Annotated in this window: 22 protein-coding genes and 1 pseudogene; 12 read left to right on the top strand and 11 right to left on the bottom strand. The window is 67.6% G+C overall.

All coding sequences use genetic code 11. The annotated features are described in order from the left end of the window. Positions 1-116: 116 nt before the first annotated feature. Positions 117-2,774 carry a transglycosylase domain-containing protein gene (locus CP981_RS19780; protein ID WP_425282140.1) on the bottom strand — a complete coding sequence of 886 codons (2,658 nt, stop codon included), beginning with the start codon at positions 2,772-2,774 and terminating at the stop codon, positions 117-119. Between the two features lie 361 nt (positions 2,775-3,135). Here CP981_RS19780 and CP981_RS19770 point away from each other — a divergent pair, with 361 nt between their 5' ends. The 4 genes from CP981_RS19770 to CP981_RS38165 all read left to right on the top strand — a co-directional run bounded on the left by CP981_RS19770 (position 3,136) and on the right by CP981_RS38165 (position 6,988). Continuing rightward, entirely contained in the window at positions 3,136-3,813 is a 678-nt protein-coding gene (locus CP981_RS19770) for a PadR family transcriptional regulator (RefSeq protein WP_085923674.1), read from the top strand. 46 nt (positions 3,814-3,859) lie between these two features. Next, positions 3,860-4,942, top strand: a complete 1,083-nt coding sequence (locus CP981_RS19765; protein ID WP_085923675.1) for an inositol-3-phosphate synthase — start codon at positions 3,860-3,862, stop codon at positions 4,940-4,942. 79 nt (positions 4,943-5,021) lie between these two features. After that, entirely contained in the window at positions 5,022-6,281 is a 1,260-nt protein-coding gene (locus CP981_RS19760; RefSeq protein ID WP_085923676.1) for an MFS transporter, read from the top strand. A gap of 113 nt (positions 6,282-6,394) precedes the next feature. Further along, positions 6,395-6,988, top strand: a complete 594-nt coding sequence (locus tag CP981_RS38165) for an LppU/SCO3897 family protein (protein WP_169838814.1) — start codon at positions 6,395-6,397, stop codon at positions 6,986-6,988. A gap of 89 nt (positions 6,989-7,077) precedes the next feature. Here CP981_RS38165 and CP981_RS19750 read toward each other — a convergent pair whose 3' ends face one another. Beyond that, positions 7,078-8,553, bottom strand: a complete 1,476-nt coding sequence (locus CP981_RS19750) for a CCA tRNA nucleotidyltransferase (RefSeq protein ID WP_085923677.1) — start codon at positions 8,551-8,553, stop codon at positions 7,078-7,080. 249 nt (positions 8,554-8,802) lie between these two features. Between CP981_RS19750 and CP981_RS19745 the strand changes: the two genes are divergently transcribed. From CP981_RS19745 to trxA, 8 genes are all read left to right on the top strand, one after another. Next, positions 8,803-11,058 carry a DUF6049 family protein gene (locus CP981_RS19745; protein WP_085923678.1) on the top strand — a complete coding sequence of 752 codons (2,256 nt, stop codon included), beginning with the start codon at positions 8,803-8,805 and terminating at the stop codon, positions 11,056-11,058. A gap of 46 nt (positions 11,059-11,104) precedes the next feature. Then, positions 11,105-13,318, top strand: coding sequence for a murein biosynthesis integral membrane protein MurJ (murJ, locus tag CP981_RS19740; RefSeq protein WP_085923679.1), 2,214 nt, complete (start codon positions 11,105-11,107; stop codon positions 13,316-13,318). A gap of 107 nt (positions 13,319-13,425) precedes the next feature. Beyond that, a complete protein-coding gene (locus tag CP981_RS19735; protein WP_085923680.1) occupies positions 13,426-15,135 on the top strand; it encodes a protein kinase family protein in 1,710 nt (569 codons plus the stop codon). A gap of 233 nt (positions 15,136-15,368) precedes the next feature. Beyond that, positions 15,369-15,677, top strand: coding sequence for a hypothetical protein (locus CP981_RS19730; RefSeq protein WP_244329707.1), 309 nt, complete (start codon positions 15,369-15,371; stop codon positions 15,675-15,677). Positions 15,678-16,081: 404 nt separating this feature from the next. Beyond that, on the top strand, positions 16,082-16,765 hold the full coding sequence (gene sigM / locus CP981_RS19725; RefSeq protein ID WP_085923783.1) for an RNA polymerase sigma factor SigM: 684 nt from the start codon (positions 16,082-16,084) through the stop codon (positions 16,763-16,765). After that, a complete protein-coding gene (locus tag CP981_RS19720) occupies positions 16,762-17,709 on the top strand; it encodes a zf-HC2 domain-containing protein (RefSeq protein WP_085923682.1) in 948 nt (315 codons plus the stop codon). Before sigM ends, CP981_RS19720 begins: the two co-directional genes overlap by 4 nt. A gap of 114 nt (positions 17,710-17,823) precedes the next feature. Further along, positions 17,824-18,798, top strand: a complete 975-nt coding sequence (gene trxB, locus CP981_RS19715) for a thioredoxin-disulfide reductase (protein ID WP_042150982.1) — start codon at positions 17,824-17,826, stop codon at positions 18,796-18,798. Between the two features lie 46 nt (positions 18,799-18,844). After that, positions 18,845-19,171 carry a thioredoxin gene (trxA, locus tag CP981_RS19710; protein ID WP_042150984.1) on the top strand — a complete coding sequence of 109 codons (327 nt, stop codon included), beginning with the start codon at positions 18,845-18,847 and terminating at the stop codon, positions 19,169-19,171. A gap of 88 nt (positions 19,172-19,259) precedes the next feature. Here the strand turns inward: trxA and CP981_RS19705 are convergent, their stop codons facing one another. The 9 genes and pseudogenes from CP981_RS19705 to rpmH form a co-directional block, all read right to left on the bottom strand. Continuing rightward, entirely contained in the window at positions 19,260-19,877 is a 618-nt protein-coding gene (locus CP981_RS19705; RefSeq protein WP_030075726.1) for a GNAT family N-acetyltransferase, read from the bottom strand. A 308-nt stretch (positions 19,878-20,185) separates the two neighbouring features. Continuing rightward, entirely contained in the window at positions 20,186-21,277 is a 1,092-nt protein-coding gene (locus tag CP981_RS19700; RefSeq protein ID WP_085923683.1) for a ParB/RepB/Spo0J family partition protein, read from the bottom strand. Next, the gene (locus CP981_RS19695) at positions 21,274-22,344 is read right to left on the bottom strand and encodes an AAA family ATPase (protein ID WP_085923684.1); all 1,071 of its coding nucleotides are present in this window, start codon (positions 22,342-22,344) and stop codon (positions 21,274-21,276) included. The genes CP981_RS19700 and CP981_RS19695 overlap by 4 nt, the downstream gene beginning before the upstream one ends. Before the next feature lie 304 nt (positions 22,345-22,648). After that, the gene (gene rsmG, locus CP981_RS19690; protein WP_085923685.1) at positions 22,649-23,374 is read right to left on the bottom strand and encodes a 16S rRNA (guanine(527)-N(7))-methyltransferase RsmG; all 726 of its coding nucleotides are present in this window, start codon (positions 23,372-23,374) and stop codon (positions 22,649-22,651) included. Positions 23,375-23,508: 134 nt separating this feature from the next. After that, entirely contained in the window at positions 23,509-24,015 is a 507-nt protein-coding gene (locus tag CP981_RS19685) for a Jag family protein (protein WP_085923686.1), read from the bottom strand. A gap of 14 nt (positions 24,016-24,029) precedes the next feature. Further along, positions 24,030-25,169 (bottom strand): membrane protein insertase YidC, encoded by a 1,140-nt coding sequence (gene yidC, locus CP981_RS19680; RefSeq protein WP_085923687.1) that lies wholly within the window; start codon positions 25,167-25,169, stop codon positions 24,030-24,032. Positions 25,170-25,172: 3 nt separating this feature from the next. Beyond that, positions 25,173-25,490 carry a membrane protein insertion efficiency factor YidD gene (gene yidD / locus CP981_RS19675; RefSeq protein ID WP_042150996.1) on the bottom strand — a complete coding sequence of 106 codons (318 nt, stop codon included), beginning with the start codon at positions 25,488-25,490 and terminating at the stop codon, positions 25,173-25,175. An 86-nt stretch (positions 25,491-25,576) separates the two neighbouring features. Continuing rightward, positions 25,577-25,945: pseudogene (gene rnpA, locus CP981_RS19670) on the bottom strand (ribonuclease P protein component); the annotation flags it as partial. 21 nt (positions 25,946-25,966) lie between these two features. Continuing rightward, positions 25,967-26,104 carry a 50S ribosomal protein L34 gene (rpmH, locus tag CP981_RS19665; protein WP_003949374.1) on the bottom strand — a complete coding sequence of 46 codons (138 nt, stop codon included), beginning with the start codon at positions 26,102-26,104 and terminating at the stop codon, positions 25,967-25,969. Positions 26,105-26,333: the final 229 nt, after the last annotated feature.

Raw genomic sequence — 26,333 nt, 5'->3', positions numbered from 1 at the left:
ATCCTGCCGTACCGCCGTGGGCAGAAAACGGCGAAGCCCCCGCCCGGTCAATCCGGGCGGGGGCTTCGTTGCTCCACGTTTCACGTGAAACCTTCAGCGTGTTTCACGTGAAACGGTCAGCCGTTCGGGCCGCCGAGCCAGCCTCCACTGTCTGTCGGCTCCGTCGGATCAGGCGTCGGGCTCGTGCCACCGGCGCCGCCACCGGGACCACCCGCGCCATTTCCGTTACCGCCCCCGTTGCCGGCCCCACCGTTGTTCCGGCAGTTCAGGTCCCAGGGGGAACAGCTGTCGGTCGGGGTCGGGCTCGGAGAGTTCGTCGGGGGAGCGGACTTGCTGGGCGACGCCGACGGCGTGTCCGACGGCGTGTCCGACGGCGTGGGAGTCGGCGTCGGCGTCGGCATGCCCTCCTGATCGAACCGCTGTCCGACGGGCGTGGCCGGCGGGAAGGACTCCGGTGTGACGCCCTTCATCGCCTGGAGCATGTACTCGGTCCAGACCTCGGTGGGCAGCGCACCACCGTGGATCGAGTCAAAGCCGCCGACACCGTTCATGGACAGCTGACGCGGGTTTCCCGCGTCCTCACGGAACATCGTGATGGCCGTCGACAGCTGCTTGGTGTAGCCCACGAACCAGGCCGACTTGTTTTCGTCGGTGGTACCGGTCTTACCAGCAGCCGGCATGCCCAGCCGCTTGGCTTCCTTCGCCGTGCCGTTTTCGATGACGTTCTCGAGCACCTTGGTCACGTTGTTGGCGACGTTGGCATCCATCGCCGTTTCGCTCTGGGGCTTGTCGAAGCCGTCGAGGTCCTGACCCTTGTACGTCACCTTCGTCACCGAATAGGGCTCCACCTTCGTCCCGGACTGGGCGAACGTGGCATACGCATCGGCCATACGGATCGCGCTCGGCGTGGAGGTGCCCAGTGCGAAGGACGGGTTCAGGTTCTTGTCGAAGCTGGCCTCCGAGATACCCGCGGCCTCCGCCATATCCCGGACCTTCTTCATCCCGACATCCATGCCGAGCTGCACGAACGGAGTGTTGACGGACTGCTCCATCGCCTTGGTCAACGGGATATAGCCCCAGGGATGGTTGCTCTCGTTCTCCTGATAGAAGAGCGAGTTGTCCCGCCTCCGGACGTAATTCCCCAGGGCGTCCTTCACCTTGAGGTGGTCGTCGCCGTTGTAACGGCTGTCCGGCCTGATCGGCACCCCATGGCTCTTGACCGTTCCGTACTTCATCGCTGCCGCGAGCACGAACGGCTTCCAGGTCGAGCCCACCGGGACACCGAACGTGTCCGCGTTGTTGCTGAAGTGCCCCTTGTCATAGCCCTCACCGCCGTACAGGGCGACGATCTTGCCGTCTCCCGGCACCACTGAGGCCCCGCCGAACTGGACGAATTTGTCCTTCGCGCGCTTATCGGGGTCGATGTACCGCTTGTTGACCTTCTTGACCGCGGCCTCGAGGTCGTTGGTCTTCTTCGAGCTGAAGGTCGTGCGGATCGTGTAGCCGCCCTTGTCGAACTGGGCTTCGCTGAGACCCGAGTGCTTCAGCACGTACTTCTTGGCGGTGTCCATCATGTAGCCGATCTGACCGCTCTTGCCGGCGACCGGCTTCGGCAGCTTCGGCGTGGGGAAGTGTCCCCGGTACTTAGCCCGTTCCGCCTTGGTCATGAGGTGGTTCTCGACCTCCCGGTCGAGGATCCAGGACCACCGCGCCTTGGCGCGCTTGGTGTTCGCCGCCTTCGTGGCCCCCGGGCTGGTACCACCCGCCGGGTCGTACAGATCCGCGCCCTTGAGAACGGTGGCCAGGAAGGCGCTCTCGTTCGCGTCCAGCTTCTCGGCGTCCTTGCCGTAGTACGCCTGAGCCGCCGCTTGGATCCCGTACGCCCCACGACCGTAGTAGCTGGTGTTCAGGTACCCCTGAAGGATCTGGTCCTTGCTCTTAGACCAGCCGACCTTGATCGCGATGAACAGCTCCTTGAACTTACGGTCAAGGGTCTGCTCCTGGCTCAGCATCGCGTTCTTCACGTACTGCTGAGTGATGGTCGAGCCACCCTGGGTCTCGCCGCCCCTGGCCATGTTGACCAACGCACGGGCGATGCCCATCGGGTCCACACCCGAGTCCGTCCGGAATGATGCGTTCTCCGCGGCGATCGCCGCCTTCTGCATCTCGAGCGGAATCTCGTTGATCGTGACGTTCTGCCGGTTCGTCTCCCCGTCACGCGCCATGACCTTGCCGTCAGACCAGAGGTAGACGTTGTTCTGCGACTTGGCCGCGTCACTCTCGCTGGGCACGTTCACCAAGGCCAGTGCGACGCCGGAGGCACCCACGATCAACCCTATGAATCCGACGCACAGGGTCGTGACCTGCTTCCACGACGGCACAAAGCGCCGCCAGCCCACGCGGTTGGCACGCGGGTAGTCGATAAAGCGCTTCTTGGCAGGCTTCCCGCCGCCGCGACCGCGGCCGCGGCCTCCCTCGGGACCACCGCCGCCACCACCTCGACGGCCACCGCCACCACGGCCCCCGGCGCCATCACCGGAGGCCATCTCGGCATCGGACGACCGCCGGCGGCCGCCGCGCTGGGCGGCTCTCCGGGCATCGGCGCGCCCACCCTGCCGCGGCTCGTAGCCGGACGACTCGGAGTGAGAGGCAGGACCGGCAGCGGAGCCACGGGAAGGGGCGGCACGGCGCCCTGATGGCTGCTGTGCGGCGCGTCGGGCCGCGGCACGTCCGCCACTCTGCGGCTGTGGCGGTTTGCGACGGTGCTCGCTCATGGAACGAATACTCCTCGGGCAGGCGCGCTTTCTCGTCGCCTGAAGGCGGCAGTTGTCTTCAGGTCCCCCCGATGCACGACCCGCTCCTGAGGCGCGAGCCGCACTACACCGAGGACGAGGACGCCAGATATCGGCCCACGGTTCCCGGCAGTCTGCATGCCGCACAGACTACGCACGGCCAAAACCTGCCCAGTGTTGAAATTCACTCCAAATCAGTCAGGTTGATGAGAACGATTCGGTGATGTGATGCCGTTCACCGTGCCCCCTCTTGTTCCGACCAGGTGGCCGTTCTATCGTCTGGATGTATCGAGTCGATACATCAGCACGACATAAAGAACGCACCGGACCAAGGAGGCGGAGGATGAGCAGACGTTCCGGCATCCTCGAGTTCGCCGTCCTCGGCCTGCTCCGCGAGTCCCCGATGCACGGCTATGAGCTGCGAAAACGGCTCAACACCTCGCTCGGGGTCTTCCGTGCGTTCAGCTATGGCACCCTCTACCCCTGCCTCAAGGCGCTGGTCGCGAGCGGCTGGCTGATCGAGGAGACGGACGGCGCCCCGGAGGGCGTACCCGCCGCGGCTCTGACAGGGCGCCGAGCCAAAATCGTCTACCGATTGACCGCAGCGGGCAAAGAACACTTCGAGGAACTGCTCGCCCACTCCGGCCCGGATGCGTGGGAGGACGAGCACTTCGGTGTCCGTTTCGCGTTTTTCGGCCAAACCTCGCGGGACGTACGGATGCGCGTACTGGAAGGCCGCCGCAGTCGGCTGGAGGAGCGTCTTGAGAGGATGCGTACCTCCTTGGCCAGGTCCCGCGAGCGCATGGACGACTACACCCTCGAACTTCAGCGGCACGGTATGGAATCCGTGGAGCGCGAAGTCCGTTGGCTGAACGAGCTCATCGAGAGTGAGCGCGCCGGGCGTGATCAGCGCCCCACGGATTCCGCAGCGCAGGACAAGAACCAGTCAGGAGATACGGGCGGCCTGCCCCGGCACCGGGGTGGATCCCGGCCGGATCCGTCCGATGACACCACCACATGAGGCTCTGCCGTGCAGATCCTCATCGAGAACACAGGGAGCAACCGGAATGGGTTCGGTTCGCGTAGCCATCGTCGGCGTGGGCAACTGCGCCGCCTCGCTGGTACAGGGCGTCGAGTACTACAAGGACGCCGACCCGAAGAGCCGCGTGCCCGGCCTCATGCACGTGCAGTTCGGCGACTACCACGTGCGTGACATCGAGTTCGTGGCTGCCTTCGACGTCGACGCCAAGAAGGTCGGGCTCGACCTCGCGGATGCCATCGGCGCCAGCGAGAACAACACCATCAAGATCTGCGACGTGCCGAACGCCGGCGTGCAGGTCCAGCGCGGTCACACCCTCGACGGCCTGGGCAAGTACTACCGCCAGACGATCGAGGAGTCCCCCGAGGCCCCGGTCGACATCGTCCAGGTCCTCAAGGACACGCAGGCCGATGTGCTGGTCTGCTACCTCCCGGTGGGCTCCGAGGACGCCGCGAAGTACTACGCCCAGTGCGCCATCGACGCCAAGGTCGGCTTCGTCAACGCCCTCCCGGTCTTCATCGCCGGCACCAAGGAGTGGGCGGACAAGTTCACCGAGGCCGGTGTCCCGATCGTCGGTGACGACATCAAGTCGCAGGTCGGCGCCACGATCACGCACCGTGTGATGGCCAAGCTCTTCGAGGACCGGGGCGTCATCCTGGACCGCACGATGCAGCTGAACGTCGGCGGCAACATGGACTTCAAGAACATGCTCGAGCGCGAGCGCCTGGAGTCCAAGAAGATCTCCAAGACGCAGGCCGTCACCTCCCAGATCCGGGACCGGGAGATGGGCGAGGACAACGTCCACATCGGCCCCTCGGACTTCGTGGCCTGGCTGGACGACCGCAAGTGGGCCTATGTCCGCCTCGAGGGCCGTGCCTTCGGTGACGTCCCGCTGAACCTGGAGTACAAGCTCGAGGTCTGGGACTCCCCGAACTCCGCGGGTGTCATCATCGACGCCCTGCGCGCCGCGAAGATCGCCAAGGACCGCGGCATCGGTGGCCCGGTGCTCTCCGCGTCCTCGTACTTCATGAAGTCGCCGCCGGTGCAGTACTTCGACGACGAGGCACGGGAGAACGTCGAGAAGTTCATCAACGGCGACATCGAGCGCTGAGCCGCCCGGCGCACGCTCCCTCCGCAGGCCCCCGGGGTATTCCGCCCGGGGGCCTGCGGGCTGTGTGAGGCTGTGCCTCATGCATGCTGTGCGCGTCCTTCGCGTATTACTCCGGCTACGCGACTTCCGTTCGCTCCTTGCCGCACGGCTCCTGTCCCAGGCGGCCGACGGGGTGTTCCAGGTCGCGCTCGCCACCTTCGTCGTCTTCTCGCCCGAGAAGCAGACGTCGCCCGCGGCCATCGCCTCCGCCATGGCGATCCTGCTGCTCCCGTACTCCCTCCTCGGGCCGTTCACCGGCGTGCTGCTCGACCGCTGGCGGCGCCGGCAGGTCCTGCTGTACGGCAATCTGCTGCGCACGCTGCTGGCGATGGCCACCGCGACACTGATCGCGTCGAAGGCCCCGGACTGGCTCTTCTATGCCTCGGCCCTCGCCGTGACCGCCGTGAACCGCTTTGTCCTGGCCGGGCTCTCGGCCGCGCTCCCGCGCGTGGTCGACGGTGAACAGCAGCTGGTCATGGCCAACTCCCTGACTCCCACGGCCGGCACGCTCGCCGCGACGGCGGGCGGTGGGCTCGCCTTCGCCGTCCGGCTGGCCGGGTCGGAGGTGGACGCCTTCGTCGTGCTGCTCGCCGCGGCCCTCTACTTCTGTTCGGCCCTGACCGCGCTGCGCATGGGCCCGCAGCTGCTCGGCCCCGACCCCTCCCGCCTCCAACCGCACCTGCGGGCAGCCCTGTTGAGCACCGTGCGCGGGCTGTGGGAAGGGCTGCGCCATCTCGCCGAGCGGCGCACCCCGGCCCGGGCGCTGATCGCGATGGCCCTGATGCGTTTCTGCTACGGGGCGCTGACGGTGATGGTGCTGATGCTGTGCCGGTACTCCTGGGCCGAGACCGAGTCCGAGGGCCTGGCGCTGCTCGGGATCACCCTCGGCGTCTCGGGGGCGGGCTTCTTCTCGGCCGCGATCGTCACGCCCTGGGCCGTCGAGCGGCTCACCGCGTTCGGCTGGATCGCGGGCTGTGCGGCACTGGGCGCGGTGCTGCTGCCCTCTCTCGGGCTGTTCTTCACGCCGGGTCCGATGCTGGCCGCCGCGTTCGTACTCGGTCTGAGCACCCAGGGAACCAAGATCTCCACGGACACGATCGTCCAGTCGACGGTCGATGACGCCTTCCGCGGCCGGTCCTTCGCCATCTACGACGTGCTCTTCAATGTCGCCTTCGTCGGTGCCGCCGCGGTCGCGGCCCTGATACTGCCTCCGGACGGCCGGTCCGCCGCCCTGCTCGCCATGGTGACGGTGCTCTACGCACTGATCGCCGTGGCCACGGTCCGCTCGGGGCGCGGTTAAGGCGACGTCCCCTCGCCGCTCAGCCCCCTGGGCCCTGCAACAGGGCGCGCACAGACCCGGTACCTTACGGGCTTCGAGCACGAGCCTGTACACATCAATAACGGGGGACTCCCATGACCACGCCGCCTCAGGGCCCGAATCCGTACGGCCAGGCGTCGTACGGGCAGCAGCCATACGGACAGCAGCCGTACGGCCAGAGCCCCTATCCGCAGGCACCGCAAGCACCGCAGGCCCCCTATGGCCAGCCTCAGGGCTACGCCCACCCTCCGCAGCCGCAGGCTCCGTACGGGCAACAGCCTCCGCCGGGCTACCCCATGGCGCCCCAGCCACAGCAGCCCTACATGCAGGGCGGAGCTCCGGTGCCGCCGCCACAGCCCGCCAAACGCCGGTCCCCCAAGGCGATCCTGCGGGCCATCGGCCTCGTCATCGCGGTAATCGTCTTCGCGTTCTTCTGGATCAACAGCCTGGACGACGCGGAGAGCGCTGAGGCCGGCGACTGTGTGCAGAAGTCCAGCAGTGCACTCGACGACGGTCTCAAGGTGGTGGACTGCGGCAGCTCGGAAGCCGATTACAAGGTGAGCACCGTGCACAACGACACCACGGACCCGACGGTGTGCTCCGAGGGAGAGTCGGCCTACGTCAAGGACGTGCACCGTCGCAGGAGCGGAAACACCCGCATGGTGCTCTGCCTGACCTCGGTGAAGTAGCGCACGCCGGACGCCCCGGAAGACAAAGGAGCGGTGTTTCACGTGAAACACCGCTCCTTGTTTCACGTGAAACACCGCCCGTTTCACGCTCAGCTCTGAGCGGCCCACCACTCCTTCAGCGCGGCGACCGCCGCCTCCCGCTCCATGGGCCCGTGCTCCAGCCGCAGCTCCAGCATCTGCTTGTACGCCTTGCCGACCTCGGGCCCCGGGCCGATGCCCAGAATCTGCATGATCTCGTTGCCGTCCAGGTCCGGGCGGATCGAGTCCAGCTCTTCCTGCTCCTGTAGCAGCGCGATGCGCTCCTCGAGCCCGTCATAGGCGCGCGACAGGGCACCGGCCTTGCGCTTGTTGCGGGTCGTGCAGTCCGAGCGGGTCAGCTTGTGCAGCCGCTCCAGCTGCGGACCGGCGTCCCGCACATAGCGACGGACCGCGGAGTCCGTCCACTCTCCCGTCCCGTAGCCGTGGAAGCGCAGATGCAGCTCCACCAGCCGTGAGACGTCCTTCACCAGGTCGTTGGAGTACTTCAGAGCGGTCATCCGCTTCTTGGTCATCTTCGCGCCCACCACTTCGTGGTGATGGAAGGAGACCCGGCCGTCCTTCTCGAAGCGCCGTGTCCGGGGCTTGCCGATGTCGTGGAGGAGCGCCGCCAGCCGCAGCACGAGATCGGGCCCGTTCTCCTCCAGGTCGATCGCCTGCTCCAGCACCGTCAGCGAGTGCTCGTAGACGTCCTTGTGGCGGTGATGCTCGTCACTTTCCAGCCGCAGCGCGGGCAGCTCGGGCAGGACATGGCCGGCCAGGCCCGAATCGACCAGCAGCCGCAGCCCCTCGCGCGGGTGCGGCGCCAGGAGCAGCTTGTTCAGCTCGTCCCGTACGCGCTCCGCGGAGACGATCTCGATGCGGTCCGACATCGCCTTCATCGCGGCGAAGACCGCAGGGTCCACCTCGAAGTCCAGCTGGGCGGCGAAGCGGGCTGCGCGCATCATCCGCAGCGGATCATCGGAGAACGACTCCTCCGGCGTCCCCGGCGTCCGCAGCACCTGCGCTGCCAGGTCCTCCAGACCGTCGTGCGGGTCGACGAACTCCTTCTGCGGGAGCAGCACCGCCATGGCGTTCACCGTGAAGTCCCGGCGCACCAGATCCTGCTCGATGGAGTCGCCGTACGACACCTCGGGCTTGCGGGAGGTGCGGTCGTACGCCTCGGACCGGTAGGTCGTGACCTCGATGTCGAAGGAGTCCTTCTTGCAGCCGACCGTGCCGAAGGCGATGCCGACCTCCCAGAGCGCGTCCGCCCACGGCCGGACGATCTTCAGAACGTCCTCAGGGCGGGCATCGGTGGTGAAGTCCAGGTCGTTGCCGAGCCGCCCCAGCAGCGCGTCCCGGACCGAGCCGCCGACCAGGGCAAGTGTGAACCCGGCCTCCTGGAATCGGCGAGCCAGGTCATCCGCGACGGGGGACACCCGCAGCAGCTCGCTCACGGCGCGGCGCTGGACATGGTTCAGCGCGTTCGTCGACTGCGGGGTCTGCTCGGCGAGCGGGGCGGGGAGGTCATTGTTGGCGTTCGGCACAACAAAACAGGGTACGTGGCCGCGCAGCGCGAGGCGCCACGTAATAAAGGGGTCAGGCCGGGCGCCCGGGTCTCCGCGCGGCGATCATGTGGAGCAGTCCCTGGCACTCCGGCACGGCGGGCCTCGTTACCATTCGTGGACGCACATTCCGACGACCACTGACGACGACGAGGGACGGACGAGCGCGTGGCCGAGGCGGCAGGGTTCCAGGGGACTGAACGGCCGCGTGGTCGATGGCTGCGAAGGACCGTGACACTGCTCACTGGGGTACTCCTGCTCGTGGGCCTGCTCCAGGTTCCGCATGCCCCCACCGCCCAGGCGGCCCCGACGGGCTCCCGCACGGTCGACGTCACCATCGACTCGATGTCCCCGTCCGCTCCCTCCAAGAGCGACTCGGTCACCGTCTCCGGGACGCTGACCAACGACGGCCGCAGCACGATCACCGACGCGCATCTCGGCATGCACCGCGGAGACGCGCTCGGCGGCCGTAGCTCCATCGACAATGTGTCCCGTCGCACCGGCTATGTGCCCGGCGCGGACGGCGAGGAGATCAAGGGCAGCGCGAAGAAGATCGGCAAGCTGGAGCCCGGGGTCAGCCGCACCTTCACGCTCAGCGTGCCGGTCAAGGACCTCCGTCTCGATGAGAACGGTGTGTACCAGCTCGGTGTCTCCGTGTCAGGGCGCTCGCAGGCCTCGCCCTACAGCCAGGTCCTCGGGTTCGACCGGACGCTGCTGCCCTGGCAGGAGGCCGATACCGAGAAGAAGACGCAGCTCACGTACATGTGGCCGCTGATCTCCTCCACCCACCTCACGGCCGAAACCGACGCCGACGCCCAGCAGACGCCGGTCTTCCGCAACGACGACCTCGCCGCCGAGCTCGCACCGGGCGGCCGGCTGCAGCAGATGGTCGCGCTCAGCAAGAACCTGCCGGTGACCTTCGTCATCGACCCCGATCTGCTCGCCACCGTCGACGCGATGACCAAGTCGTACCGGGTCAACGGCCCGGACGGACCCATGGGCAAGAACCAGGCGGTCGCCAAGCAGTGGCTGCACGAGCTCGAAGACGCGGCCAAGACGCATGAGGTCGTCGCGCTGCCCTTCGCCGACCCCGACCTCGCCTCGCTCGCCCACCACGGCAAGCACGTGCCCAGCGCGCTCAGCCACCTCGGCCCGGCCACCGACCTCGCCGAGAAGACCGTGGACACCATCCTCGGTGTGAAGCCGCGGACGGACTTCGCCTGGCCCGTCGATGGTGCGATCGACTCCTCGGTCGTGGATGTCGCGACCTCGGCCGGTGCGCACAACGTCATCACCCGCAGCGACAGCCTGCGGGAGACCGGGGGACTGTCCTACACCCCGACGGCGGCCCGCCCCATCGGCGGCGGCAACACCGCCGTCGTCGCGGACGCGCAGCTCTCGCGGGCCTTCGAAGGCGATATGTCGAAGGCCGGAAGCTCCGCCCACGCGGTCCAGGACTTCCTCGCCCAGACCCAGATGATCAGCCTGGAGGACCCCGGCCGGCAGCGCAGCATCGTCGTCGCGCCGCAGCGCATGCCGTCGGTCAGCCAGGCCCACGCCATGGCCACCGCACTGCGGACGCTGGACGACTCCGGACGCTGGAGCCAGCCGCTGAGCCTCGGCAAGGCGGCCAAGGCCAAGCCCGACCCCTCGGCCACCCGCCGGGTGCCGAGCGGAGCCGCCTACCCGTCCTCGCTGCGCCGGCAGGAACTCCCCACCTCCGCCTTCCGCCAGATCCGGGGCACCCAGGCCGCACTGGACGACTACCGCGTGATCCTGGCCCAGCCCGAGCGTGTGGTGACCCCGTTCGGCAGCGCCATAATGCGGGAGATGTCGACGGAGTGGCGCGGCGATGCCTCCGGTGCCGCGGGCTTCCGGCGCTCCGTACGCAGCTACCTCGACGGTCTGACCAAGAAGGTGCACCTGATCCAGAAGTCGGGGGCGACGCTCTCCGGGCGCAGCGCCACGATTCCGGTGACGGTCCAGAACAACCTGGTCCAGGGCGTCAAGGACATGACGCTGAAGCTGACCTCGTCCCAGCCCAACCGACTGGACGTGGGCAAGGCGCAGCAGATCACGGTGGACGGCGGCCACAGCCAGTCGTTCAAGTTCGCCACCACGGCGAACGCCAACGGCCGGGCCTGGGTGACCGCCCAGCTCTACACGGCGGACGGAAAGCCCTACGGTGACCGCATGACGTTCCAGGTGAACGTCACGGAGATCACCGCCACGGTGATGCTCGTCATCGCCGGCGGTGTGCTGCTGCTCGTCCTCGCCGGCGTGCGGATCTATCTCCAGCGCAAGCGGGCGGCCGCCCGGCGCGCCGAGGGCGGGTCCGACGACGAGGGGCCCGATGGCGACACAGGTACGGACGGCGACAACGGCGGCACGGACGGCGACGAGCCCGAGCAGCCGAGTGACCCCAGCCCGGACACCGGATCGGAAAGCTCCGACCCGTCCGGCTCAGGTGAGAAAGTGGACCGTTGATAGTTGGCGGGGCCGGATGGCCGGCGACGGATGAGGTGGGGCAGCGATGAATGCGCCGTATGACGGTGACCGGGGCCGGGGCGCCGGTGGCGACCCCACGGGCCCGGTCCCTCCGACGCCCCCGTTGCCCGCGGACCAGGACCCCTACGTCCAGGACGCCTACCGCAACGATCCGTACCGCGCCCAGGACCCGACCGCTCAGGATCCGGTGGCCGAGGCGCGCTACGACCGCGCGGCGCACCCACCGCCGCCCCCGGGACAGCCCGCGCCCCCGCTCTACCAGCAGCCTCCCGCGGGCCGTCAGACGCCCGACCCGCAGCGGTGGGCCCCGTCCCCGCCGCCCGAGCAGCAGGATCCGGCCGCCGGCCTCCCGTACGGCGAGGCCGACAAGACGACACAGTTCCTGGGCCTCGGCGGCCTCAGGACCCAGGCCGCCGGCGAGCGTCCGGAGTCCGATGCCTTCGCGCATCTCTACCGGGACCAGCAGCACTACGAGCCCCAGCAGCCCGCGCCGGTGCCTCCGGTCCCCGCGGCGGCCGGTGCGGCGCCCGGCCCGGAGGCCGTGCCCCAGCAGCCCGCGCCGACGCCGGAGCCCGCCCCTGTGGCGGCGGCCGGCAAGCCCGCCGGTGGCCGGTCCGGCGGTCTGTTCAAGTCCAGCGCGGTAATGGCCGCTGGCACGATGGTGTCGCGTCTCACGGGCTTCGTCCGCTCGGCACTGATCGTCGCGGCGCTCGGCGGCGCGGTGCTCGGTGACTCCTGGCAGGTCGCCTACCAGCTTCCGACGATGATCTTCATCCTGACCATCGGCGGCGGTCTGAACTCCGTCTTCGTCCCGCAGCTGGTGCGCGCGATGAAGGAGGACGACGACGGCGGCGAGGCCTATGCCAACCGGCTGCTGACGCTGGTCATGGTGATCCTCGGCGCGCTCACGGTACTGGCGGTCTTCGCGGCGCCTTTGCTGGTGAAGTTGGTCTCCCTCGACATCTCCCGCGACCCGGCGGCCAACGAGGTCGCGGTCGCCTTCACCCGTTACTGCGTGCCCACGATCTTCTTCATGGGCCTGCATGTCGTGATGGGCCAGATCCTCAACGCCCGCGGCCGCTTCGGCGCGATGATGTGGACCCCGGTCCTCAACAACATCGTCATGATCGCCACCTTCGGCCTGTTCATCTGGGTCTACGGCTCGGCGGAGACCTCGCACATCGGCGTCACCACGATCCCCGACGAGGGCATCCGGCTCCTGGGCATCGGCACCCTCCTCGGGCTCGTCGTCCAGTCGCTGGCGATGATCCCGTATCTGCGCGACGCCGACTTCAGACTCCGGCTCCGCTTCGACTGGCGCGGCCACGGCCTGGGCAAGGCCGCCAAGCTCGCCAAGTGGACGGTGCTGTTCGTGCTCGCCAACCAGGCGGGCGTCCTCGTCGTCACCCAGCTCTCCACCTGGGCCGGCAATACCGCCAACGACCAGGGCCACCCGGGCACCGGCTTCATCTCGTACGCCAGCGCCCAGCTGATCTGGAACATGCCGCAGGCGATCATCACCGTCTCCGTGATGGCGGCGCTGCTGCCGCGGCTGGCCCGGTCCGCACACGACGGTGACACCGGAGCCGTCCGCGACGACATGTCGCAGGGGCTGCGCACCTCCGCCGTCGCGATCGTCCCGATCTCCTTCGGCTTCCTCTCCCTCGGCATCCCGCTGTGCACGCTGGTCTACGGCTCCTCCGGCGCCGGCGTCCCGATGGGCTACATGCTGATGGCCTTCGGTGTAGGCCTGATCCCGTTCTCGGTGCAGTACGTCGTCCTGCGCGCCTTCTACGCGTACGAGGACACCCGCACGCCCTTCTACAACACGGTGATCGTCGCCGCTGTCAACGCCGCGGCCTCCGGCCTCTGCTTCCTGGTCCTGCCCGCCCGCTGGGCCGTGGTCGGCATGGCGGCGTCCTACGGCCTGGCGTACATCATCGGCGTCGGTGTGGCCTGGCGCCGGCTGAGCAAGCGCATGGACGGCGACCTCGACACCGCCCATGTCGTCCGGACCTATGCACGGCTGGCCGGCGCCAGCATCCCGGCCACGATCGTCTCGGGGGCCATGGTGTACGGGGTCATGCAGACACTCGGCAGCGGATTCCTCGGGTCGATCACCGCTCTGATCGCCGGTATCGGCGCACTTCTGGGCGTGTTCTACGTCGCCGCACGCAAAATGCGCATCCAGGAACTGAACGCCCTGGTCGGCATGGTCCGGTCGAAGCTTGGACGTTAGTTGAGCACAACCATCGACTGCCACCGTGTGTCGTGCATAGTGGCGGACTGTGGGCACAATTGTCTTGGCTCATTGAGCCTGCAACGGATGGGGAGGCAGGAACGACGGTGGCGGAACGGAGCACGGCTGCCGTCGACGTGGCTGACACGAGCGGTGAGGAACCGCTGACCGCCAAGGCGGGTAAGGCCACGGACGACGGTGCTAAGGCCGAGAAGGTATCCGGCAGGGAACAGGACGCCGCAGGCACCGACGAGGAGGGTGCCGAGGCGATCGAACCCCAGCCACCGGAACTGCACAGCGGCCACAAGCTTGCCAGACGCTACCGCCTCGAAGAGTGCGTCACCCGTCTGGACGGATTCAGCAGCTGGCGTGCGGTCGACGAAAAGCTGCGCCGCGCGGTCGGCGTGCACATCCTGCCCGCCGACCATCCCAGAGGCCGGCCGGTGCTGTCCGCGGCCCGCTCGTCGGCGCTGCTCGGCGACCCCCGCTTCGTGCAGGTCCTGGACGCCGTCGAGGAGAACGACCTCGTCTACGTCGTCCACGAGTGGCTGCCGGACGCCACCGAGCTCACCACGGTGCTCGCCAACGGCCCGCTGGAGCCGCACGACGCCTACCAGCTCGTCAGCCAGGTCTCCCAGGCCATGGCCGCCGCGCACCGCGAGGGTCTCTCCCATCTGCGGATCACTCCCGGCTCGGTGCTGCGCACGGAGTCCGGGCAGTACCGCATCCGCGGCCTGGCCGTCATGGCGGCGCTGCGCGGCATCACCTGCGAGTCCCCGCAGCGCGCGGACACCGAGGCGATCGGTGCGCTGCTGTACGCCGCGCTGACCCAGCGCTGGCCGTACGAGAACGACGCCCATGGCCTCACGGGCCTGCCCAAGGGCGTCGGGCTGATCGCGCCCGACCAGGTGCGGGCCGGCGTTCATCGCGGACTGTCCGAGCTGGCCATGCGCGCGCTGATCAACGATGGCGCGACGGCCTCCCGCCAGGAGCCGCCGTGCACCACCCCGGAGGAGCTGGCCAAGGCCGTCGCGGCCATGCCCCGCATCCGGCCCCCGGAGACCGCCTTCTCCACACCTCCGCCGTACCAGCGCACGGGCTACCAGCAGGGCAGCTACCGGCAGTCGTCGACCGCCGCACAGGCGAACCGGGCGACGCAGCCGGTCCCCACTCCGCCGCCCCCGCTCCAGAGCCGCACCGGGCGGGCCCTGAAGTGGTCCGTCTCCGCGCTGCTCATCGCGGCCCTGGGGCTGGGCAGCTGGCAGCTGGCCGACACGCTGCTGAAGCGGGAGAAAGACCAGGACGCCCCGGGGAACTCACAGCCGGCCGGCGGTCCGAAGAAGCACACCGGAAAGGCGCTCTCGGTCAAGGGCGCCACGGAGTTCTCGCCCCTGGCCGGGCCTTTCTCGGAGGAAGACGCTCACAATGTCACGGACGGCAGTCCGAGTACTGCTTGGGTGACAGGACGGTTCAAGGGCTGGCCCAACTTCGGAAACCTGCCGACGCGGGCCGATGGCAGCGGAATCATCGTGGACCTCGGGAGCGCCAAGGACATTTCCGGGATACAGGTCACCATGTATCGGCCGGGCCAGACCGTAGAAATCCGCGCAGCAGCACCCTCCGCAGCGGATCCGACCACGCTCGGCGATTTCTCACAACGCATTTCCAAGCTGGGAGAAGCCGGAGACAAGCTGGATGTGAAGCTCGACCAGTCGGTGAAGTCCCGCTATGTCCTGGTCCACATCACGAAGCTTTCCTCTGATGGAACATCGGATTGGTTCCGCGGCGGCATTTCAGAAATCAAAATCTTCAGCTGACTCACCAGCATTAACTCAGCGCACCGGGAACCCGTAGAAATACGAGGTCGAGAACGCCCCGTCAGCCTTCGGGCCGGCGGGGCGACTTCGTGCGGCAGGCCGGCCTGATCCTGTCCCCACCATGGCGTCCTCCCCCACCCGAAACCCTGGCACAGGGGCTAAAATGATCATGCGGCACTCGCTCAAGTGCCGCACCGACCAACGGTCGCCCGACAGGGCATCAGGGGGAAATTTTGTTGAAGCACACCGGGTGGCGCCAGGCCGCAACGGCATCTGTGGCCGCATTGTTCCTCGTCGGCGGAATCGCCACCGCCACCCCGGCATCCGCTGCCGGCGGCAACTACAGCTGTCGCGACTGGAAGCAGACGGTCGCCACGTGGAGCGCGAGCTGCACCGTCAAGAGCGGTCAGGCTCGCGCCGTTACGGACTGTAGCAACGGAAAGACGATTTACGGCGCGTGGACCGGCCGCGGAACGTGGAGGTTCGGCGGCAACTGCGGCAAGTACTTCGTCGTCGCCCAGGACACCCAGGGGCGCAACTAGCCCCACAAGGCCTGATGGCCTGCTGAAGAATCAGCAGGCCATCAGGCCTCTTTCGTACGACTCCGGCCTTTTCGCGACGCAACTCGGCCCGGACCCGTGCTCACGCCCGTCGGCGGGCAGCCCACTCTCAAGGTCAAAGCGGCACCTGAGAAGCAGTCCCCTGAGAAGCAAAAGCAGCAACGCATCATTTGGCGTTCTCGGGCAAGAAGGTCACTTGTCCATGAGTCGATGAGTTCCGTAGTGGTTCTCCACACACCTGCCTCACCTGCCTACGATGAACGTGACGCATTGTTGCTGCACGTCAAGATTCACTTACGTCAGGTAGCAGCAGGTTGGCGATCTTTACGCCGGTGTCCTACAGGGGGCAAGATTCCCAGGAGTCGGCGCTAGGTGAGGGGGTATGGGTGGGTCTGCTAGAGGACTCTAGTGATCAAGACCTCATCGCTCGCCATGTCGCTGGTGACCCCGATGCCTTCGGGGAGATAGTCCGGCGCCATCGCGACCGGCTCTGGGCTGTGGCACTGCGCACCCTCGGTGATCGCGAAGAGGCCGCCGATGCCGTGCAGGACGCCTTGGTCTCCGCCTACCGAGCGGCGCACACCTTCCGCGGTCAGTCCGCGGTGACGACGTGGCTGCACCGCATCACGGTCAATGCCTGCCTGGACCGGGCCCGCAAGGCGGCCTCGCGGCGCACCTCACCCGTCGCCGAGACCGAGCGGCTGGAGCAGCTGCTGGAGCCCGAGGAATCCGCCGCGGCACCCGCCGAGCGCCAGGATCTGCACCGGGAGCTGCTCAGCGCCCTGCGCACCCTTCCCGAGGAACAGCGAGCCGCGCTCGTCCTTGTCGATATGCAGGGCTACCCCGTCGCGGAGGCCGCGTCGATCCTCGATATCCCGACCGGAACGGTGAAAAGCCGCTGCGCACGGGGCCGGGCGCGGCTCCTGCCCTTGGTCACCCATCTGCGCGCTGACAACGGGGATAGCAAACCCGTGAGCGGGGGAAGGAACCGGGCGCAGGGGACATCCGTCCCACCGACGGCAGGGCCGAAGGACACAGGTGCCGTGAAGGGCGGAGGTGGTCGGGCGTGACGTCGACAACCGGCACGGGTGAGCACCCCACAGGTGAGCATCCGGAGGTCTCCGAGATCTCCGAACTCACGGACGGGCTGCTTTCTCCCTCGCGCACCGCAGAACTGCGCGACCACCTCGCCACTTGTCCCCTGTGTGACGACGTCTATGCGTCCCTGGAGGAAATCCGGTCACTGCTCGGCACGCTCCCCGGCCCGCTGCGGATGCCGGCCGATGTCGCCGGTCGCATCGATGCCGCCCTCGCCGCCGAGGCGCTGCTGGACGCCACCACTCCTGTCGCCACGGCTCAGGTTTCACGTGAAACAGCCACCGTCCCTGTCGTGGTTTCACGTGAAACCGAGGAAGAGACGCCTCGCCGAGGGGCATCGGCCGCCCGGCCCGCCGGACGCCCCCGGGGCTCCTCGGGACCGGGACGGCAGACGCCCGACGGCCGTGCGTCCCGTGCGCGGCGCTGGCCGCGGATTCTGCTCGGCACCGCGGCGGCCGCGGCCATCTTGAGCTTCGGCGGCCTGCTCATTCAGAACGCCGCCCTCGACGGCACCCAGGCGAGCAAACAGGACCGGACCACCGCCACCCCCGAGAAGAAGACCGGCGACTCGGGGGCCCTCACCGCGGCGAGTCTCGAATCACATGTGGACGCACTGCTGACGTCAAAGGGCTCGCACAAGTCCCCCGGCATCGGGACCCGGAGCTCCCCCGACACCCCGATGAGCGGCAGCGCCGACACCATTCCGTCCTGCGTCCGCCATGGCACTGCCCGGCCGGAGACTCCGCTGGCGACCAGCCACACCCGCTACCAGGGCAAGGACGCCTACCTCGTGGTGCTGTCGCATCCGACCGATCCCCAGCGCGTCTCTGCGTATGTCATCGCTTCCTCATGCGTCTCTGCCACACCACCAGCTCCCGGAAAGGTTCTGCTGTCGCACTCGTTCCAGCGAGACTGAGCGACGAGAAGTGCGCTGTGACACTCCGGGAATGCTCGCCCCGTAGGATCCGTTGGGTGGGGTGAGAGAACCGAGAGCCCCAGCAAGCAGTCGGCAGAGACAAGGAAGACACCCGTGAGCGACGTCCGCAACGTGATCATCATCGGCTCCGGGCCCGCGGGCTACACCGCAGCGCTCTACACCGCCCGCGCGTCCCTGAAGCCGCTGGTCTTCGAAGGTGCCGTCACCGCCGGAGGCGCCCTGATGAACACCACCGACGTGGAGAACTTCCCCGGTTTCCGCGACGGCATCATGGGGCCGGACCTCATGGACAACATGCGTGCCCAGGCGGAGCGCTTCGGCGCCGAGCTGGTGCCGGACGACATTGTCGCGGTCGATCTCTCCGACGAGATCAAGACCGTCACTGACACCGCCGGCAATGTGCACCGGGCGAAGACCGTGATCGTCAGCACCGGCTCCCAGCACCGCAAGCTCGGCCTGCCCCGTGAGGACGAGCTCTCCGGTCGCGGCGTCTCGTGGTGCGCCACCTGCGACGGGTTCTTCTTCAAGGACCAGGACATCGCCGTCATCGGCGGAGGCGACACCGCGATGGAGGAGGCCACCTTCCTCTCCCGCTTCGCCAAGTCGGTCACGGTCGTCCACCGTCGTGACACTCTGCGGGCCAGCAAGGCGATGCAGGAGCGTGCGTTCGCCGACCCGAAGATCAAGTTCGTGTGGGACAGCGAGGTCGCCGAGATCCACGGTGAGAGCAAGCTCTCGGGTCTGACCCTGCGCAACCTCAAGACCGGCGAGACCTCCGAGCTCCCCGTCACCGGCCTCTTCATCGCGATCGGCCACGACCCGCGGACCGAGCTGTTCAAGGGCCAGCTGAACCTCGACGACGACGGCTACCTCAAGGTCGACGCCCCCAGCACGCGCACCAACCTGACTGGCGTCTTCGCCGCCGGCGACGTGGTCGACCACACCTACCGTCAGGCGATCACCGCGGCCGGCACGGGTTGTTCCGCTGCCCTCGACGCCGAGCGGTTCCTCGCTGCGCTGTCGGACGGCGAGTCGACGCCCGAGCCGGAGAAGACCCCCACCGCCTGACCCGCGCACCCAGCTTTCCCACCACCCACCCAGTAAGGAGATTCCCATGGCCGGCGCCACGGTGACCGTCACGGACGACAACTTCGAAGAGGTCGTCCTCAAGAGCGACAAGCCCGTTCTCGTGGACTTCTGGGCCACCTGGTGCGGCCCGTGCCGCCAGATCGCCCCCTCCCTGGAGGCGATTGCCGCCGAGCACGACGGGATCGTCATCGCCAAGCTGAACACCGACGAGAACCCGGCCACCACCGCCAAGTACGGCGTCATGTCGATCCCGACCATGAACGTCTACCAGGGCGGCGAGGTCGTGAAGACCATCGTCGGTGCCAAGCCGAAGGCCGCGATCGAGCGCGACCTGGCGGACTTCCTCGGCTGAGGCACGCCGCCACGTTTCACGGGAAACGGGCCCGTCCCCACGAGGGGGCGGGCCCGTTCTCTGTTTCACGGGAAACATCGGCTCGCCGCTACAGCGGTCGCAGTGCGGGTTCCTTCTGGACGGCTCCCAGCAAGCGGTCCAGTGCCAGCTCCACATCTTCCTTCCACGAGATCGTGGTGCGCAGCTCAAGCCGCAGTCGGGGAAAGCGGGGGTGGGGACGCACGGTCTTGAAGCCCACCGCGAGCAGATGATCGGCGGGCAGCACACAGGCCGGCTCACTCCAGCGGGCATCTCCAAAGGCCTCGATGGCCTTGAAGCCGCGCTGGATAAGGTCCTTGGCAACCGTCTGGACCATCACCCGCCCCAGCCCCTGCCCTTGATAGCCGGGGATCAGCCAGGCCGTCAGCAGCTGCACCGCATCCGGTGAGACCGGGCTGGTGGGGAAGGCCGTGGAGCGCGGCACATAAGCCGGCGGGGCGTACATCACGAACCCGACCGGCACCTCATCGACATAGACCACCCGACCACAGGACCCCCACTCCAGCAGTACTGCCGAGATCCAGGCTTCCTTCTCGAGCTCAGGGCGACCCGCTTTTACCGCGGCCTCGCCGCTGACGGGGTCGAGCTCCCAGAAGACACAGGAGCGGCACCGCTTGGGGAGGTCCGGAAGGTTGTCCAGCGTGAGCGGTACGAGCCGACGGCCCATGAACCCAGGTCCTCGCTTTCCTCGCCTGCCACACCTCGCAGCGCCGTCAGCGCCACCTGCTCTCTCAGCAGACCACCAACGAACCCTCCGACGGCTGCGAGACCGAAGCCCGCTGCCAGCAGTCCGGTGCGGCTCACCGATCGCATGGCCTCTCCTCGGTGTGAGATGTCTCCACATGGATGCGTGCCATACCCGAACGCATCGTATCCACCCTTTACGGGCACGGGTACCGCAAGAGTGCAAAGGGCGGGCACGTGTTCCGGTATGGGCTCCGGAACACGGCCCGCCCGGGAGCCGAGAGCGTCAGCTCACTCCTCTTCGTCGTTCTCCTCGGCAAGGGACTGGCCCAGGACGCGGCCCTCGCCCGGGGCGAGAGTGCCGAGAATGCGCTCCAGATCGTCCATCGAGGCGAACTCAACGACGATCTTTCCCTTCTTCTGTCCCAGGTCGACCTTCACCCGGGTCTCGAAGCGGTCGGACAGCCGGGAAGCGAGACCCGTGAGCGCGGGGGAGACCAGGGTGCCGGCACGCGGCCCCTTGGCCTTGCTCGCGCCCTTGGGGGTCGACCCCATGAGGGTCACGATCTCCTCGACGGAACGGACCGAGAGTCCCTCCGCGACGATGCGGCGCGCCAGGTGATCCTGCTCCTCCGAGTCCTCCACGGAGAGCAGGGCACGCGCATGGCCCGCGGAGAGCACACCCGCGGCAAGCCGCTTCTGCACGGACGGCGAGAGCTTCAGCAGCCGCAGCGTGTTGGAGACCTGCGGGCGCGAACGCCCGATCCGGTCGGCCAGCTCGTCATGCGTGCACTGGAAGTCCTTCAGCAACTGGTCATAGGCGGCTGCCTCTTCCAGCGGGTTGAGCTGGGCCCGGTGGAGGTTCTCCAGAAGCGCATCGAGCAGCAGCTTCTCATCGTCCGTGGCCCGGACGATCGCGGGAATCTTCTCCAGGCCGGCCTCACGGCATGCCCGCCAGCGGCGCTCACCCATGATGAGCTCATACCGCCCCGGCCCCGTCTGACGGACCACCACCGGCTGGAGCAGGCCCACCTCCTTGATGGAGGTGACCAGCTCGGCCAGGGCATCCTCGTCGAAGACCTCACGCGGCTGTCGCGGATTCGGCTTGATCGCGTCCAGCGGCACCTCGGCGAAGTGCGCGCCGGCCACCTCCGAGATACCCGCCGCCTCTGTCGCGGCCGGTGCTTCCGTTTCACGTGAAACACCGTGCGCCGGCAGCGACGTCACCTTGGCGGCCGCCACCCCACGCTCCGGGGCCAGGACCGGTACGGACGATGGTGACGTCGCTCCCTGTCCTGCGGATCCGGCATGATCCGTGCTCTGCGGTGCTGCGGGGATCAGCGCACCGAGCCCACGGCCCAGGCCTCTACGTCGTTCACTCACTGATTCCCCTCCGAGATGCTGTGCTGTGCTTCATAGTTGACGCTGAGGCCCTGGCCCCCGGTATGAGGGGCCCCACGCAAGGCGATCTCCCGGGCCGCTTCAAGATAGGACAGCGAGCCGCTGGATCCCGGGTCATAGGTGAGCACCGTCTGCCCATAGCTGGGTGCCTCGGAGATGCGCACCGAGCGGGGGATGCTCGTACGGAGCACCTCATGGCCGAAGTGACTGCGGACCTCATCGGCGACCTGGGACGCGAGTCGGGTGCGCCCGTCGTACATGGTGAGCAGAATCGTCGAGACATGGAGCTTGGGGTTGAGATGACCCCGCACCAGATCGACGTTCCGCAGCAGCTGTCCCAGCCCCTCCAGCGCGTAGTACTCGCACTGGATCGGGATCAGCACCTCGGCGCCAGCGACCAGAGCGTTGACCGTCAGCAGGCCGAGGGAGGGCGGGCAGTCGATGAAGATGTAGTCCAGCGGCTGTTCGTACGCCTTGATGGCGCGGTCCAGCCGGCTCTCCCGCGCCACCAGCGAGACCAGCTCGATCTCCGCACCAGCCAGATCGATCGTGGCGGGCGCACAGAACAGGCCCTCCACATCAGCGACCGGCTGCACCACATCGGAGAGCGGCTTGCTGTCCACCAGCACGTCATAGATCGAGGGCACTTCGGAGTGGTGGTCGATCCCCAGTGCCGTGGAGGCATTGCCTTGGGGGTCGAGGTCGATCACCAGGACCCGGGCACCGTGCAGGGCCAATGAGGCCGCCAGGTTCACCGTGGTCGTGGTCTTACCGACCCCGCCCTTCTGGTTGGCAACCACCATGACCCGAGTCTGTTCAGGCCGGGGCAGCCCCTCACCCGCGCGGCCAAGTGCCTCCACCGCAAGCTGAGCTGCACGACCGATCGGGGTGTCGTCCATCGGGGGCGGCGTTTCACGTGAAACGTCGTCCCCGAACGACTCGCTACGGGGACCGGGGACCGGATCGGTCATCGGTCCCGCGATGTTGGCGTCGGACCGCAAGGATTCACTCTCCTCGACATCAGGCTCGCAATGTTCAGAGCCTGCCATGCTTTCGGTGTCGTGAACCAGTGAGGTCCGTTCTCCTGTGGACGAATCCACTTCTGTGGATACTTCGCTGACCCTTGTGGGTCTACGGTCGCGCGGCACGGCGGCCGCACGACCACGGTCGATGATCCCTTGCAGCAGAGAACGACGTTTCACGTGAAACACGATGCCAGCGTCACGCCTGAATGAGCCGCGACACTCCGTCTTGTGTCGTTTTGATGGCATTTACGGAATTCACCTGTCCTGCTTTCGCGGAACGGAATCCCCTCATGCCGATGCCGGCTTCTCGCGTGCCGGCAGCGGAGCGTCAGCGCCGGCGCCCCCTCGACGCACGGCTCACGCGCGCCGCCTTCGCCCGCTTGGCCGCAAACCGCACACCGCCGGGGCTCTCGCCCACCTCGACGCGCACCACGGTCGACGGCGGATCCACCACACCCTCGCCCACATGCACCACCGAGGTCTCCACCACGCCGAGCTTGCTCAGCGCCGCCCGAGCCGCCTTGAGCTCCTCCTCAGCGGTATCGCCCTTGAGCGCCAGCATCTCGCCGTAGGGACGGAGCAGCGGCACGCCCCAGCCGGCCAGCCGGTCAAGTGGAGCAACGGCACGCGCCGTCACCACATGCACCTGAGGCAGCTTGCCCATCACCTCTTCGGCCCTCCCGCGCACGACCGTGACATGGTCCAGCCCGAGCAGCTCGACGACCTCCTGAAGGAAGTTCGTACGCCGCAGCAGCGGCTCCAGCAGCGTGATCTTCAGATCCGGGCGGACCAGCGCCAGCGGGATACCAGGCAGTCCGGCACCCGAGCCCACATCGCAGACCGAGACGCCTTCGGGCACCACCTCGGAGAGCACCGCACAGTTCAACAGATGCCGCTCCCACAGCCGCGGCACCTCACGCGGGCCGATGAGCCCCCGCCTCACCCCGGCGTCGGCGAGCAGTTCGCCGTACCGCACGGCTTCCGCAAAGCGCTCACCGAATACCTCCTCCGCCGCCTTCGGCGCAGGAGGGAGCTCCGCTGCTTCCTCCGTCACGGGAACCGCCCTTCCTCTGGACTGCTACTTCTGCCGGGAACCCGGGTTACGCCCCGGGATAACACAGAACGCTGACAACTTTTGGCCCCGCCTGCGAGCAGACGGGGCCAAAGAAAAACGGGAGCGCTGAGCGGTCAGGCCGGGAGGACGACCACTCGACGCTGCGGCTCCTCGCCCTCGGACTCGCTCCGAAGCCCGGCCGCCGCCACCGCGTCGTGGACGACCTTGCGCTCGAAGGGCGTCATCGGGTCGAGCTTCACCGGCTGCCCGGTGCCCTTCGCCTCCTCCGCCGCCTTCGCGCCGATCTCCGAGAGCTCCTCACGCTTACGCGCCCGGAAGCCGGCGATGTCCAGCATCAGACGGCTGCGGTCACCGGTTTCACGGTGAACGGCCAGCCGGGTCAGCTCCTGCAGAGCCTCCAGCACCTCACCATCGCGGCCCACCAGCTTCTGGAGATCACGGCTGGTCGAGTCGCTGATGATCGACACCGCGGCACGGTCGGCCTCGACATCCATGTCGATGTCACCGTCGAGGTCGGCGATGTCCAGCAGACCCTCGAGGTAGTCGGCCGCGATCTCGCCTTCCTGCTCCAGGCGGGTCAGGGTGTCGGTGCCCTTGGTGGCAGGGGTCGTGTCCGTCACGAAAGGACTCCTTCTTACTTCTTGGTCGGGTGCTTGGGGCGCTGCTGGCCCTTGCGCTGTCCGGACTTGGTCGTGCGGGAGCCGGAGGCGCCGTCCTTCCCCTTGCCGTCCTGCGCGTCCTTCTTCTCCAGCGACGGCTTCTTCGCCGCACCCTCACCGGAGCCCGAGTCACCCGACGCCGATCCGGCACGCGTACGGTTCTGCGCACCGCCGGCCGGAGCACCACCGGTCTGCCGCTTGCTCTTCGTCTGACGCTTGGGCTGCTGGCGGTTCTGGCGCGCTTCCTCCGCGGCCTGCTTCGCAGCGACCTCGGCCGGCGCCTCGACGATCTTGCCCGCGGCCCGCAGCCGCTCCTGGCGCTCCTCGAAGGCCTTGCTGCCCGGAGTCGGGTTACGACGGATGACGAACATCTGCTGGCCCATGGTCCACACGTTGGTGGTCAGCCAGTAGACGAGAACACCGACGGGGAAGTTGATGCCGAAGACGGCGAACATGATGGGGAAGACGTACATCAGCATCTTCTGCTGCTGCATGAACGGCGTCTTCACCGTGAGGTCGACGTTCTTGGTCATCAGCTGGCGCTGCGTGTAGAACTGCGACGCCGACATCAGAACGATCATGACGATCGTGACCACGCGGACGTCGATCACAGAAGCACCCAGGCTCTGGATCTTCTCCGCGCTGTCCATGAACTTCGCCGCCAGCGGCGCACCGAAGATGTGGGCCTTCTGCGCGCTCTCCAGAAGCGGCTGGTCGATGACACCGACCACCTTGTTCTGGGCGATGTGGTTCAGGACCTGGTACAGCGAGATGAAGAACGGCGACTGGGCCAGAATCGGGAGACAGCTCGAGAGCGGGTTGGTGCCCGTCTCCTTGTAGAGCTTCATCATCTCTTCGGACTGGCGCTGCTTGTCGCTCTTGTAGCGCTCCTGGATCGCCTTCATCTTCGGCTGAAGCGCCTGCATGTTCCGCGTCGACTTGATCTGCTTCACGAAGAGCGGGATCAGGCAGATACGGATCAGCACCACCAGCGAGACGATGGACAGACCCCACGCCGCGCCACTGTCCTTGTCAAAGATGAGGCTGTAGAACGAGTGGAACTGGACGATGATCCAGGAAACAGCGATATAGAGGGGACTGAGGATCGTGTCCACGAATCAGGCTCCTTGGACGTTGGGCTGAGTCTCGGGCTGGGCGACAGGCTCAGGGACGGTGGGCCCGCCCAGGCGGCTCCTCAGCCGCTGATGCCAAACCGGACGCTTCCGGGGAGGGACGTGGTCGACGCCCCCGAGCGACCACGGATTGCACCGCAGGATGCGCCAGGCTGTCAGCGCAGTCCCTTTCACCGCGCCGTGCCGGTCGATGGCCGTGTAGCCATAGTGCGAGCACGACGGGTAGTACTTGCAGACCGGTCCCAGCAGGGGGCTGATGGTCCACTGATAAATCTTGATCAAAAGCAGCAGCGGGTACTTCACTGTGCGCTCCCTCCCGGGTCCCGTCCGGAGCTCCGGGGGCCCGCGGGGCAGCTGCTGTCGGTCGCAGCCCCCGGGGGATTGCAGCCTCTCGGCGCCCCTCCCAGCAGCCGCTCGAAGGCGGCGTCCAGGTCGCGGGCCAGCTGATCATGATCCGCGTCACCCGCACCGGGCAGGGCCCGTACGACAACCAGGCTACCGGCGGGCAGCCGGTCCAGCCGATCGCGCACGAGATGACGGAGTCTGCGCTTGACCTTGCTGCGCACGACAGCGATACCCACTGCCTTGCTCACGACGAAACCCGCACGTGCCGGGGGAACACTTTCCCCCGACCCGTGCGGGTCCGTTGAACCGCTGCGAAGATGAACGACAAGGAGCGGGCGCCCGGCCCTGCGTCCCCGGCGTACCGCGGTCGCAAAGTCCTCGCGCCGCCTCAGCCGATACTCGGTAGGCAGCACGTCATGGACCTAGGTTGCTGCTCAGGCCGACAGGCGGGCGCGACCCTTGCCACGGCGGGACGCGAGGATCGCGCGGCCGGCACGGGTCCGCATGCGCAGACGGAAACCGTGGGTCTTCGCGCGACGGCGGTTGTTCGGCTGGAAGGTGCGCTTGCTCACTCGGGGGCTCCAGGAATGCTTGTTGTCTCAGGAGAGACAGATGTGGGGCGTCAACTGGCTGTCACCGTGCGCCCACGAGTAGCTCGCAACGCCTAAGTGCACCGCTACACGATCACTTCGAGCGTGATCTTTGCCCATCGGAGGCAGGCGGCAGCAGCCATCGACAACTCGACCTGGTCACGGTACGCGCGGCTACGCCATCCGGTCAAACCGGCTCCTCGGCATCGCC

Origin of the sequence: Streptomyces platensis (genome assembly GCF_008704855.1) — a bacterium.
GTDB lineage: Bacteria > Actinomycetota > Actinomycetes > Streptomycetales > Streptomycetaceae > Streptomyces > Streptomyces platensis.
The sequence above is the reverse complement of the archived record's forward strand: the minus strand, read 5'-3'. Positions and strand labels throughout refer to the sequence as shown.